Annotated in this window: 11 protein-coding genes; 8 read left to right on the forward strand and 3 right to left on the reverse strand. The window is 37.8% G+C overall.

Annotated elements, in window-relative coordinates; all coding sequences use genetic code 11:
• Positions 1 to 206: 206 nt before the first annotated feature.
• Positions 207 to 1,202 carry a LacI family DNA-binding transcriptional regulator gene (locus tag CBE70_RS16120; protein WP_100160119.1) on the forward strand — a complete coding sequence of 332 codons (996 nt, stop codon included), beginning with the start codon at positions 207 to 209 and terminating at the stop codon, positions 1,200 to 1,202.
• Positions 1,203 to 1,231: 29 nt separating this feature from the next.
• Here CBE70_RS16120 and CBE70_RS16125 read toward each other — a convergent pair whose 3' ends face one another.
• A complete protein-coding gene (locus CBE70_RS16125; RefSeq protein WP_100160120.1) occupies positions 1,232 to 2,698 on the reverse strand; it encodes a glycoside hydrolase family 32 protein in 1,467 nt (488 codons plus the stop codon).
• 273 nt (positions 2,699 to 2,971) lie between these two features.
• Here CBE70_RS16125 and CBE70_RS16130 point away from each other — a divergent pair, with 273 nt between their 5' ends.
• The 3 genes from CBE70_RS16130 to purT all read left to right on the forward strand — a co-directional run bounded on the left by CBE70_RS16130 (position 2,972) and on the right by purT (position 6,378).
• Positions 2,972 to 3,919, forward strand: a complete 948-nt coding sequence (locus CBE70_RS16130; protein ID WP_100160121.1) for an aminoimidazole riboside kinase — start codon at positions 2,972 to 2,974, stop codon at positions 3,917 to 3,919.
• Positions 3,920 to 4,152: 233 nt separating this feature from the next.
• A complete protein-coding gene (rarD, locus tag CBE70_RS16135; protein WP_100160122.1) occupies positions 4,153 to 5,064 on the forward strand; it encodes an EamA family transporter RarD in 912 nt (303 codons plus the stop codon).
• Positions 5,065 to 5,190: 126 nt separating this feature from the next.
• Positions 5,191 to 6,378 (forward strand): formate-dependent phosphoribosylglycinamide formyltransferase, encoded by a 1,188-nt coding sequence (purT, locus tag CBE70_RS16140; protein WP_100160123.1) that lies wholly within the window; start codon positions 5,191 to 5,193, stop codon positions 6,376 to 6,378.
• A 38-nt stretch (positions 6,379 to 6,416) separates the two neighbouring features.
• Here purT and modA read toward each other — a convergent pair whose 3' ends face one another.
• The gene (modA, locus tag CBE70_RS16145) at positions 6,417 to 7,136 is read right to left on the reverse strand and encodes a molybdate ABC transporter substrate-binding protein (RefSeq protein ID WP_100160124.1); all 720 of its coding nucleotides are present in this window, start codon (positions 7,134 to 7,136) and stop codon (positions 6,417 to 6,419) included.
• Positions 7,137 to 7,147: 11 nt separating this feature from the next.
• Entirely contained in the window at positions 7,148 to 8,200 is a 1,053-nt protein-coding gene (locus CBE70_RS16150) for an ABC transporter substrate-binding protein (RefSeq protein ID WP_100160125.1), read from the reverse strand.
• A 211-nt stretch (positions 8,201 to 8,411) separates the two neighbouring features.
• Between CBE70_RS16150 and htpG the strand changes: the two genes are divergently transcribed.
• From htpG to wzz(fepE), 4 genes are all read left to right on the forward strand, one after another.
• Positions 8,412 to 10,295, forward strand: a complete 1,884-nt coding sequence (htpG, locus tag CBE70_RS16155) for a molecular chaperone HtpG (protein WP_100160126.1) — start codon at positions 8,412 to 8,414, stop codon at positions 10,293 to 10,295.
• A 182-nt stretch (positions 10,296 to 10,477) separates the two neighbouring features.
• Positions 10,478 to 11,122: an adenylate kinase gene (gene adk, locus CBE70_RS16160; protein ID WP_100160127.1), complete on the forward strand. Its 645-nt coding sequence runs from the start codon at positions 10,478 to 10,480 to the stop codon at positions 11,120 to 11,122.
• A 169-nt stretch (positions 11,123 to 11,291) separates the two neighbouring features.
• Positions 11,292 to 12,272, forward strand: a complete 981-nt coding sequence (hemH, locus tag CBE70_RS16165) for a ferrochelatase (protein ID WP_100160128.1) — start codon at positions 11,292 to 11,294, stop codon at positions 12,270 to 12,272.
• A 163-nt stretch (positions 12,273 to 12,435) separates the two neighbouring features.
• Positions 12,436 to 13,554 carry an LPS O-antigen length regulator Wzz(fepE) gene (gene wzz(fepE), locus CBE70_RS16170; RefSeq protein WP_100160129.1) on the forward strand — a complete coding sequence of 373 codons (1,119 nt, stop codon included), beginning with the start codon at positions 12,436 to 12,438 and terminating at the stop codon, positions 13,552 to 13,554.
• The last annotated feature ends 91 nt before the right edge of the window (positions 13,555 to 13,645 follow it).

A 13,645-nucleotide genomic window follows, 5' to 3' on the forward strand; every position in this document is an offset into this window, starting at 1 on the left:
CTAAGTTTTTTTTCGTAAGTGATTTTAACTATATTAAACTCACTTAATAAGTAAAAAAATAATATATTTAGATGTCTTTTTATGAAGTCATTAATTGTCGCATTTAGTTACAATATAATTCACTTTGTGGATTTTTGACTTTACTTCTTGTAAAATAGCGCTTTATTTCTATTGATCCTTTTTAATAAACCAACCGAGCCAATGCTATGGCGTCACTGAAAGATGTAGCTCGACTTGCATCCGTTTCTTTGATGACAGTCTCAAGAGCGATTAATAACCCTGAGTTATTAAAACCAGAAACACTGAAACAAGTCCAAGATGCGATTGATCAACTTAACTATGTTCCAGATTATTCTGCACGAAAAATTCGTGGTCAAGGAACAAAAGTATCATCAATTGGTGTTCTGGCAATTGATACCGCAACGACACCGTTTTCTGTGGAAATGATTTTATCGATAGAACAAACCGCAAGAGAATTTGGTTGGAGTTCATTTGTTGTCAATTTGACTGCACAAGATTGTTATGAAAATGCCATTTGGCAACTTTTGGCTCAACGTCCAGATGGTATTATTTATACCACGATGGGGTTGCGTGAAATCACCGTACATGAAAAATTACTTGATAAGAATTTAGTGTTAGCAAACTGCTTGGATAAAACACACGCTTTTCCAACTTATATTCCCGATGATTATCATGGGCAGTATTTCGCGATGAAAAAAGTCATCGAGAAAGGGTATCGCCGTCCTTTGTGCTTTTATATACCTGAAGAGTCTGTTGCAGGCCCTATTCGTCGTAAAGCTGTTGAAGATGCTTGGCAAGAGGCTGGGTTGCCATTGGCGGATCTACAACAATATACGATGTTGTTTGGAGATGAACACTACCGTGATGTGATTGAAATATTGAAAAAGCATTGTGTTCATCAAAAAGCTGACTTTGATATTCTCATTTGTGGTAATGACCGTATTGCGTTTTTAGCTTACCAAGTTTTACTTTCTATGGGGTTACGCATTCCAGAGCAAGTGGCTGTTTTGGGATACGATAATATGATTGGCACAGGAGAGTTGTTTTATCCACCATTAACAACGGTACAACTGCCTCATTATGAATTAGGTAAAGAAGCGACGTTGCATATTATTCAAGAAAGAAACCATAGAAATACCGTACATGTGCCTTGTCAATTAGTTGAACGTGAGTCTATTTAAAGACTCACGTCTTACTTATCTTCTCAATATCAGTAAATACTATTTAGCCGCCAATATTGACCATTAATCAGTGTTGCATCACCATTTATGGCAAAAAGATGTAAAGCTAGAGTATCTTGTTGAGCATAATATCGGCTGCTAAAGGTGAATTCGCCTTTATTTACAAAGATTTCAATTGATGAACGATCAATGAAAATACGTAAATTCAATTCACAACCTTCAGGTAATGGAATACTTCTAGCTCCACTTATATTGTGCTGAGGATAATGGCGGTTAAGAACTAAACGATGTGATTGATTATCAACAAAGAGTTCAAGCCCTTCACCTAGCCATAAGCCAAATTTTTCAGCGTGGCTGTCTAAAGATAATGTTAAGTCGAGTTCGATAGCAGCAGTATTATTTATTAGCTCGATAGATTGATTACTGAGTGTTAATGGTGAGATAGTCTGTTTTTCTTGGCGTAATGATTCAACTTCTTTAACGGGGATCATGCGTAAGCGATTTTTGGATTTATCAAACGTGATTTCACGAGGAAGTGTAAAACAGCCAGACCAAAATTCAGATTTTGAAGGCATTGGCGAATTCCACATATCCATCCACCCCATTGAAACGCGACGACCGTCAGGCGTTGTAAATGATTGTGGCGCATAATAGTCATGGCCATTATCAAGTTCAATAAAGTGCCCTTGTGGTTTAAAGGGGTGATTTGGCGACCATTGGCCAATTAATGCACCTGATTGAAAGAGGTTGCGATATTGATAGCCTTCGGCTCGTTTTCCTTGTGGTGAGAAGACGATTGCAAATTCGTTTTCTTGGCTAATAGGGAAGAAATCAGGGCACTCCCACATATAGACATTTTTATCATCCGTTTTTCCTAAAACCGTGTAGTCGTTGTTCCATTGCTGGCCTTCCACAAATAAGGTTTCGCTAGAGAAGAGCAGGACTTGTCCTTGATCCTTTTCATCACGAGCGCCAACAACCATCCACCATTTACCTTCTTGATACCAGACTTTAGGATCACGAAAATGCATATAACCTTTAGGAGGTTCTAAAACGATCCCTTTTTTCTCAAAATGAATACCATCTTCACTGATAGCAACACATTGCGCTTCATAGATTTGACTATCATCACCTTCGGCTGCTAACCAGTTGTGTCCGGTATAGAAAAGATAGAGTTTTCCTTCATGGCTAATTGCGGAGCCTGAGAAGCAACCACTTTTGTCGTAGTCATCTCCCGGTGCCAATGCAATGGGTTGGTGTTGCCAGTGGATCATATCGGTGCTTGTGGCATGTCCCCAATGCATTGGTCCCCAATCTTGAGAATAAGGATGGTGCTGATAAAAGGCATGATATAAACCATCATGATAAATAAGGCCATTAGGATCATTTAACCAACCCGCAGGCGCAGCCAAATGAAACTGGGGATAAAATTTATTGCCTCGTTTTTCAATCAAAGTATTTAAGGCTTTTGTTGATTGTTCTAAGCGGTGCTTCATATCATTATCCTTATTATATTTTAGAGTTATGAGTGTGTTTTTAAGATCACATAAAGGGTAAAGAACAGACGTAATCACACTATGACTCTTGTTGTTAACGATAACATTCAGAGTGAAAAAAATACGATGTATGAGATTGACTTTATCATCTTATCTCATTATGTTAACGTTATCAGTGTGGATTTACGAGCAATATCTTTACTTATTCGTTATGAATAGTCATGAAAACAGAATATAGTTAAGAAAAATAATTGCTTATCTTCAGGAGAGATTATGAAAGTCTGGTCTTTAGGTGACGCTGTTGTTGACTTGATCCCATTGCAAAACATGCAATATGAAGCATGTGCTGGTGGTGCGCCAGTCAATGTTGCTGCGGGCGTTGCTAAGCTTGGTCAACAAAGTGGTTTTATTGGACGTGTAGGTGAAGATGCGTTCGGCCATTTTATGCAAAAAACATTGTTTGATCTAGGTGTTGATACTCGCGCAATGGAATTTGATGAGTTTCATCGTACCAGTACTGTTCTTGTCTCTTTACAAGAAAATGGCGAGCGTGATTTTACTTTTTTAGTTGCTGAGTCTGCTGATCAATTTTTAACAGAAAAATCTTTACCTGCGTTTGAAAAAGATATTTTGCATTTTTGTTCTTTGGCGTTAGTAAATCCCATTTGTCGCTCGACTTTAGATTGTGCAATCAAAAATATTAAAGAAAGCGGTTCACTACTGAGTTTTGATATTAATTTACGCCCTCAAATGTGGCGTGATCACGAAGAAATGCGCGAAGTTATCGATAATTATGCGCATAAAGCTGACATATTAAAATTATCAGAAGATGAGCTTACGTGGATGACACAAGAAGTGACATTGAATAATGCACTTAAAAAATTAGAAGATTATCCCGCTCGTTTAAAAGTGATCACCCAAGGCTCTAAAGGTTGTTTAGTTTTAACGCCAAATACCCAAGTCGCATTTAGTGCTTTTATCGTTGAATGTATTGATACAACAGGTGCTGGTGATGCCTTTATGTCAGGTTTGTTAGCTGCGCTTGCTGAATATGGTTTTGCTGAAGATGAACAATATCTATCAAGAATAGTGACGCAAGCAGCTGCTTGTGGTGCTTTGGCTACCACCCAAAAAGGGGCGATAGCAGCGGCACCAAGTCGTAAAAAATTACATGATTTTGTTCAGCAACAACCGCCTTTACATGTTAGGGAGATTTTCTAACAATTTACCCATTTTTTCTGGTTGTGGTTTTTACCACGGTTTTTTTTAATGGTATTTTACTACTCTCCATTTATAACTGCTTTTCTCGGAGTGGTTATTTGTGGAGATTTTTTTATCTCTCTATACCGTTGTACTGATGCTTGATCAATCAATCAGCGATGCCGATCATATTGTTCTGTCCGTTTTAAGCGTATGATATTAAATCTTATTGACTTTTATTGATGGAACATTAAATGTGGGCTCAATCGGGCGCGGTATTAGCCATTTTTTCTTATATTCTTTGGGGAATAACCCCTCTGTTTTATCGGCTGTTACCCGGAGCTCAGCCGTTAGAAATGTTGGCTCAGCGTTTGATCTGGTCTATCCCTCTTTTATTACTAGTACGACTCTTTATTAAAAATAGGACACGATGGCGCGCTGTTTTACAAGATAAGCGCTCTGTTTTTATGTGTCTATTTAGTTCAATGGCTATGGCCGTTTCTTGGTGTACATTTACTTATGCATTAACACACCAACAAGTATTAGAAGCGAGTTTGGGGTATTTTATTAATCCACTTTTCTCAATTTTATTAGGCGTCATATTTCTTAAAGAAAAGCTTAATCCAGCAGAAAAATGGGCTGTTACTTTAATTTGTGCGGGCGTGGGCTATCAATTGTGGATGTACGGTGAATTACCTGTACTCGCTATCATGATGGGGGGCGCATTTGCGGTATATGGCTTAATCCGTAAGTTTATTCGATTTGATGTGATCACTTCTTTGTTTATGGAAACACTCTGGTTAATGCCATTAGCAATAGGTGCCACTATTTGGTTGTTGATAACAGATAAAAGTGCACTACCTTCTGCAGATAATCTGACTCGTTTTTATTATATTCTAACAGCACCTGTCACTATACTGCCGCTATTGTTTTTTACCGCAGCAGTTAAACGAACCACATTAACTGTGATCGGATTAGCGCAATATATTGAACCTACCATTCAATTTTTACTGGCTGTTTTCTTATTCCATGAAGCTTTTGATGAAGTAAAAGGCGTGAGTTTCTCACTGATTTGGTTAGGGCTTTTATGCTGTATCTTAGCACTTATCCGAAAACGCCTTAATTATCTAAAAATTCAAAAAGGAAAACGTAGCCAAGTGGTGTAATTTTTTTATTTCCCTGTCTGATTATTTTTTTTGTCTGGCTATTTTTCTATCAAGCTAAATCCGCTATGCTATATAAAAGGCAATCGTTTGCGTGGTTGTGGTTTTTATTAACGGTGAGGATAAAAAATGACAGTGCTGGGTACGGCTCTTACAGCAAGTGCAACAAAAGTGATGTTATTAGGTGCTGGTGAATTAGGCAAAGAAGTCGCGATAGAATGCCAACGCTTAGGCATTGAAGTGATTGCCGTTGATCGCTATCTCAATGCTCCTGCTATGCATGTTGCTCATCGTCATTATGTTGTAAATATGCTTGATAGCGATGCATTAAAGCAAGTTATTGAACAAGAGCGACCTGATTTTATCGTTCCTGAAATTGAGGCGATTGCAACCACGTTACTGGTTGAATTAGAACAAGCGGGGCAAAAAGTTGTTCCGTGTGCCCGTGCTGTAAAGCTGACTATGGATAGAGAAGGGATCCGCCGTTTAGCCTCGGAAACATTACATTTACCTACATCAAACTATCAATTTGTTGATGATGAAGCGAGCTTTAGAAAAGCCGCTCTAGAAATAGACTTTCCTTGTATTGTGAAACCAGTCATGAGTTCATCCGGAAAAGGGCAAAGTGTTATTCGTAATGAAAACGATTTAGCTCAGGCTTGGACTTACTCGCAAGAGGGAGGAAGAGCAGGAAAAGGACGCGTTATCGTTGAAAAAATGATCCCGTTTGATTTTGAAATCACTTTACTGACTATTCACGCTGTTGATGGTATCCATTTTTGTGCTCCTATTGGTCATAGACAAGAAAAAGGAGATTACCGTGAATCATGGCAACCTCAAAAGATGAGTGACATCGCGCTTGCTAAAGCACAGCATATTGCGAGCAAAGTTGTTGAGAACTTAGGGGGTTATGGTTTATTTGGTGTTGAGTTATTTGTTCAAGGTGATGAGGTATTCTTTAATGAAGTTTCACCTCGTCCTCATGATACAGGATTGGTGACACTAATCTCTCAAGACTTATCAGAGTTTGCGCTTCATGTTCGTGCTTTTTTAGGCTATCCCATTGGTGGAATTCGCCAGTTAGGCCCTTGTGCATCAGCGGTTATTTTACCGGAGCTTTATAGTACAAATATTGTATATTCCGGTATTGAAAAAGCATTGAAGGCGGATCGTCAAATTCGCCTTTTCGCTAAGCCTGAAATTACCGGCTCTCGCCGTTTAGGTGTAGTGCTTGCTCATGCTGATACAATCAAACATGCATTGGATGAAGCAACAGCAGGTGCCAATGCTATTGTTGCTAATGATGCCCAAAAATAGCGATGTAATATAAGGTGATTTACCGCTAAGAAGGGAACTTAACTTAGCGGTAAAAATCCGGCTTTAATAAAGTACGTTTTAGCGTAAGGAGATAATATCTCCTGATATAAACTATAAGCCTGAGAATGAATAAGTGTCGCACAATAGTGCGCAGTAACATTAAAAGGCTTTGGAATATCGAATATCTTTAATTCAGGAAATTGGCTTAATTGTGCTTGGTAGTGTTGGTAACCAATAAATGCGTCCGCTTGATGTGTGGCAATTAAATAGTGTGCAGCCATTCTACCTTGTGGAATAGTAAGTGAATGCTTACCTCCAACCAAAGATAGTGCTCGCATTTTTAATGCCTGACTTAATTTTGGGTTGATTTGCGCAATATTATCAAATAGTTGCCAACTGTAATCCCCTGATGGATCTGCTTTTGGTGTGGATATCGCTAATTTTAATGCAGTATTTGATAATACACTAAGCCAGTTATCTTCTTCATTTACATCATTACGACGAGCGGTAATACAAAGCTGATTGGCAATAAAAGGCGCATATTGTAGTGCGAAACCTTTATCGATTAATTGCTTTGCATTACTTTCATCAGCAGAAAGAAACAAATGACAGGTTTCTCCTTGTTCAATACGTTGACGCAAAAGTCCAGCAGGGCCAAATGTAAGAGCCCACTTTTCGCCTGTTTTTTGCTGATAATGCTCAATAAAAGCAGGTAGTGTGGTTTTTAAGCTACCTGCTGCAAAAAGGGAAAATGTCATGGTGTTATATCCTACTCTTTTCCTTGATATTGAGTACGATAGAATTTTTGATACCAATTATTAGCTGCTTTTTGCATATCAATATCGCTAAATTTTTCAGGGTAGAGTTTTTTTGCCATCCACAATTCACCGATTGCCATGGCTTCAGGCATTGGGTATCCCCATGCTTTCGCATATTCAGGCATTAAATAAATTCGGTTATTTTTAACAGCACTAATCACTTGCCAACGTGTATCTTGTTTGATTTCATCAACAACTTGAGGGTATCTGTCTTGAATAAAAATAACTTCTGGATCCCATGCAATAACTTGTTCTAGCGAGACTTGCTTATAACCTTTAACGGTTGATGCCGCGACATTAAAGGCACCCGCATGGTCCATCATTAATCCCGTATATTTTCCTGAGCCATACGTTGTTAAGTCTGGGTTAGCCATATAAGCCCGCACTCGTTGCTCTTTTGGAATATCTTGTAAGCGCTGACTAACTTGTTCACGCTGTTTAAAAGTATCGTTAACTAATGCTTGTGCATTTTCTGATTTATTGACGATATCACCAATCAGCAAAATACCTTCTTTTAGTCCTTCGTTATAAGCCTGTTCTTCATTTTGTAATGTTGGATTAAGCTTTGATTTATCGTCATTAGTCTCTTTACGCAATGAAATTGCAACAACAGGAATACCCAATGCAGAAATCTTATCAATCATCTCTTTAGGGGCATAATTGGTGACAAAGACAACTTGAGGTTGCAGTTTAACTAAGCTTTCTGCATCAAAACTAGTGAGATCGCCGACTTTAGGTGTTTTCTCTAGTGATGGTGCTAATTGTGCATATCCATCACCAAGTTGTTGCTTCCAGTTGGACATAACACCAACAACTTTGTCGGTTGCATCAAGCTGAACCAATAAGTTTAGTGTTTGATGTTGTAAAACTACCGTTCTTTCTATTTTGTCTGGAATGGTAACGGTGCGACCAATCTGGTCTACGATTTGTCTATCTGCATAAGAGAAAGAAGAGAGGGAGAGTAAGCCAATACCTAATAAACAGTGCTGTAATAAAACTTTCATAGTCATAAACCCAAGTTAATATCGCTGTATAATAAAATATACAGCTAAAAATAGACAACAAGTATTATTTTGGCTCAAACTTTAATCATATAAGGTGGTTAATCACTTTTATTGGCTTAATTTTTTATTCAACCCTTGAAACTTGCTTAACTATCCCCACTTTTTATTCATATTGATTTTTTTCGCCAAATTAGGATTAATTGAGGTAAAAATGAGTATGAAAGGTCAGGAAACAAGAGGATTTCAGTCAGAAGTTAAACAACTTCTTCAATTAATGATCCATTCTCTTTACTCCAATAAAGAAATTTTCCTTCGCGAATTGATTTCGAACGCATCAGATGCGGCTGATAAATTGCGTTTCCGTGCATTATCGGATGCAGCGCTTTATGAAAATAACGGCGAGTTGCATGTGCGCATTTCCACTGATAAAGAAGCTCGTACTCTGACTATCAGTGATAATGGTATTGGTATGACGCGTGATGAAGTCATTGATAATCTCGGGACTATCGCAAAATCAGGTACAAAATCCTTCTTAGAATCTATCGGACAAGATCAAGCTAAAGATAGCCAATTAATTGGTCAGTTTGGTGTTGGATTCTATTCTGCGTTTATCGTTGCAGATAAAGTGACAGTACGCACTCGGGCAGCTGGTGAAAGCGCAGATAAAGGTGTTTTTTGGGAGTCTGAAGGCGAAGGTGATTACACCGTTGCTGATATTGAAAAAGCTGATCGTGGTACTGAAATTACACTTCATTTACGTGAAGGTGAAGATGAGTATTTAGATGATTGGCGTCTGCGTAGCATTATTAGTAAATATTCCGACCATATTTCTTTGCCTGTTGAAATTGAAACGAAAAATGAAGAAGACGGCACAGTGACATGGGAAAAAATTAATAAAGCGCAAGCACTGTGGACTCGTAACAAAGCAGAAGTGAGTGATGAAGAGTATAAAGAGTTTTATAAACATATCTCTCATGATTTTGCAGATCCATTAAGCTGGGTACATAACCGTGTAGAAGGTAAGCAAGAGTACACAAGTTTATTATATGTGCCTTCAAAAGCGCCTTGGGATTTATGGAATCGAGAACAACGTCATGGTTTAAAACTGTATGTTCAGCGCGTCTTTATTATGGATGAAGCTGAGCAGTTTATGCCTAATTACCTTCGTTTTATCCGTGGGTTAGTGGATTCTAATGATTTACCGTTAAACGTTTCTCGTGAAATTTTACAAGATAGCTCTGTTACACGTAATTTACGCAGTGCATTAACTAAGCGTGCATTACAGATGTTACAAAAACTGGCAGAAAATAAGCCGGAAGAGTATCAAGCATTCTGGAAAGAGTTTGGTTTAGTCTTAAAAGAAGGCCCAGCAGAAGACTCATCTAACATTGAAACTATTGCTAAATTACTACGTTTTGCATCAACGCATAATGATAGTGATGCTCAAACTGTTTCACTGGAAGATTACGTTAGCCGTATGGTCGAAGGCCAAGAAAAAATCTATTACATCACTGCTGATAGCTATGCTGCTGCGAAAAATAGCCCTCATTTAGAGCTGTTCCGCAAAAAAGGTATCGAAGTACTGCTGTTATCTGATCGTATAGATGAGTGGATGATGAATTACCTGACTGAGTTTGATGGCAAATCATTCCAGTCTGTCAGTAAAGCTGATGAATCTCTTGATAAACTTGCTGATGAAGAGAAGCAGGCTGAGCAAGAAGAAACAGATAAACAATTAGCACCTTTTGTTGAACGTATTAAAGCCTTGCTAGGGGATAAAGTTAAAGATGTGAAATTAACACATCGTTTAACAGATACTCCTGCAATTGTGACAACCAGTGCTGATGAAATGACAACACAAATGGCCAAATTGTTTGCAGCCGCTGGACAAGAAGTGCCAGAAGTGAAATACAACTTTGAATTGAACCCAAATCACCCATTAGTGAAGCAAACTGCAGAACTAACGGATGAAGCACTATTTGCAGATTGGGTTAATTTATTACTGGATCAGGCTTTATTTGCTGAAAGAGGCTCTTTAGAGGATCCAAACCAGTTTATTCGCTTAGTGAATCAACTTTTAGTTCAAAAAGCGTAACTGTTTTCGTTTTCAAACATTTAAACCACGTTTCTTTGAAAAGAGAGCGTGGTTTTTTCTTTTTCGATAAAAAATAAAATGCAATCGCTACCGTGATTTCTTGAGCGATGACCTCACAAAATGGTATGGTAATGCGTTTTCGAGTTTAAATATAAAAAATTAAATGCAAGGGGATTTACGCGATGCGTATCATTCTGCTAGGCGCTCCAGGCGCTGGTAAAGGCACTCAGGCTCAATTCATTAAAGAAAACTATGGTATCCCACAGATTTCAACTGGTGATATGTTACGTGCGGCAGTAAGTGCAGGTACAGAACTAGGACTGAAAGCAAAAGCACTGATGGACAATGGTCAGTTAGTAACTGATGAATTAGTTATTGCGTTAGTTAAAGAGCGCATCAAACAAGACGATTGCCGTAATGGTTTCTTGTTGGATGGGTTCCCAAGAACAATTCCACAAGCTGATGCAATGAAAGAAGCGGGTATCAACGTTGATTTCGTACTGGAATTCGCTGTACCTGATGAAATCATTGTTGATCGTATTATTGGTCGTCGTGTTCACGCACCATCAGGTCGTGTTTATCATGTGAAATTTAATCCACCTAAAGTGGAAAATCGTGATGACGTGACAGGTGAAGAATTAACAACACGTAAAGATGACCAAGAAGAAACGGTTCGTAAACGTTTAGTTGAGTACCATACTCAAACTGCACCGTTAGTTTCTTATTACCAAAATGAAGCTAAATCAAGCAATGCGAAATACTTCAAAGTTGATGGTACACAAAAAGTAAGCGAAATTAACGCTGAACTGAAAAGTATCCTTGGCTAATTCGTCATTGTGATGACTAATCCCGGTTGAGCCGGGATTTTTTTTATCTTAAAAATAATAAGATGAGATAAAAAGCGCGATCCAATAAATTGACAAGCACAATCTATTATTTTCCTTTATTCTTCTACTCTTTGGTTATCCTAATAAAATAACTCTAAGGAGTCATAGTATGAATGATGCTAAGTATGGTGTTCTTTTGGTTAATCTAGGCACACCTGATGCGCCGACAACGGGAGCTGTTCGACGTTATTTGGCACAATTTCTTAGCGATCCTCGTGTTGTTGATGTTTCTCCTTTGATTTGGAAACCAATATTACAAGGGGCTATATTACCGTTTCGTTCACCTAAAGTGGCTAAGTTGTATCAACAGATTTGGATGGATGAGGGGTCGCCACTTTTAGTTTATAGTCGAGCGCAACAACGCGCAGTTGCTCAGCGATTACCCAATATCCCCGTGGAGCTAGGGATGTGTTATGGCAATCCATCACTAAATGAAGGAATTGAAAAGCTATTACAACAAGGTGTTGAGAATATTATTTTGTTACCACTTTATCCTCAATACTCTTGCTCTACTTCTGCGGCGGTGTTTGATGGTGTCAGTCGAATTTTTAAAGAGATGCGTACAATGCCTTCTCTTCACTTTATTCGTAGTTATCCTACTCATCCACTTTATATCAAAGCACTTGTCACCTCTATTGAGAAAAGCTTTCAGCAATATGGCAAACCCAATCGTTTAATTCTCTCTTTCCATGGTATTCCTGAGCGTTTTATCAAAACGGGTGATATTTATTACGATGAGTGTTGTCTCACAACAGAAAAACTAAAAGAGCAATTAGAAGAGCAGCTAGGTTATCCTAAAGAACAAGTCATGTTGACATTTCAATCACGCTTTGGCCGTGAACCTTGGCTATCGCCTTATACAGATAAAACGATGGAAAAGCTGGGAAGTGAAGGGATTGAACATGTGCAGGTTGTATGCCCGGGATTTTCATCTGATTGTTTGGAAACATTAGAAGAAATTAATGAACAGAACCGAGAGTTCTTTATTCATGGTGGCGGTAAACAGTATGAATACATTCCGGCATTAAATGATGATCCTGAGCATATTGACTTGCTAGAAGCGATGATCCGAGAGGTATGCAAAAAATAATTACTGAATTCGATAAATAAAATTATCGGATTTGATGATATATTAATTTGATCATATTTCAGTTATATATAAACTTATCTTTTCTCATTTTTTAAGTATTTTAGTGTGAACCACTAAAAATGCTGATAAACGGACACTGCATTACATAAATTTAGGCAGGAAAATGAATAGTAAGCTTTCAAAACCACAATCTTCAGAAATTGATAAAGGACAGTTTGACGATTTCTATCTAAAACAGAATGATGAAATCGATCTTTTTGAATTGTTTTCTGTTATTTATAAATCAAAATTTGTCATTATTGGTATCACGTTATTATTTGCTATCGTTGGCTTTACTGTTGCAAGCTTTTTACCACAAAAATGGACGAGCCAAGCTGCAATTACCAAGCCAATGCTTGATGAAATGAAGCAATTAAGAGCAACATTGACTGAGCTTAGCTTAGTGGATGTTGATACAGGTGTGAATGGTTCATCTGTTTATCAAAAATTTATCAATAACTATAACTCTCGTGTTTTACGTGAAGAATATTTGATAAGTACGGATTATTACAAAAGCTTGCTAGCTAAAATGGAAAATCCAACGCCTCTGGATAAGCGTAAACTAATTGAATCAATCGTCACCAAAGATATTAATTTAAAAGCTTCAGATGATAAAAAGAGTGAAGATGAGTTTAGTGGTGAGATTAATCTAAGCTTTACAGCACCAACCTCAGAAGAGGCTTATGATTTACTTTCTGGTTATATTCGTTTTATTTCCACCAAAGTGCGTATGGAAGTGAAAGACGAAATTGATGACCAAATTGAGCGTAAATTAAGTTTTGCTCAAAAAGCCTATGAAATGGATTTAGAACGTATTGCCAATGCACGTAATGTAAATGTGCAACGTTTAAAATATGCGTTAGAAATTGCTAATGCGGCTGGAGTGAAAAAACCTATTTCAAGTGAAGGCGCACAAATTAAAGATGATCCTGATTACTCTATTGCTATGGGTTCTGATGCATTAAGTAGTAAATTAGCGATTACTGAAGCTATCACTGATCCAACAACAGTGAGCACGGATCTGAAAAACCGCTTATATAATATGAAACAGTTAGAAAAAGTGAAATTAGATGAGCTTCAATTTGTACCGTTCAAATATATGTTGAAGCCTTACGAACCGACTAAAAAAGATGCACCTAAACGCGCTCTGATTTTAGTTGGTGCTGCTTTTGTTGGTTTCATTCTGTCTGTTATGGGTGTTTTACTGAGCTATATGGCAAGAAGCCGTCGTAAAACCGCATAAAAATATCTTTAAATAAGTAGGTGTACTGACGTACACCTACTGCCTCTCCCATAATATTGTGTTAACATTGCGCATCTTTTTTAGCTGTGTA

This window comes from Proteus columbae (genome assembly GCF_002777965.1).
Lineage (GTDB): Bacteria > Pseudomonadota > Gammaproteobacteria > Enterobacterales > Enterobacteriaceae > Proteus > Proteus columbae.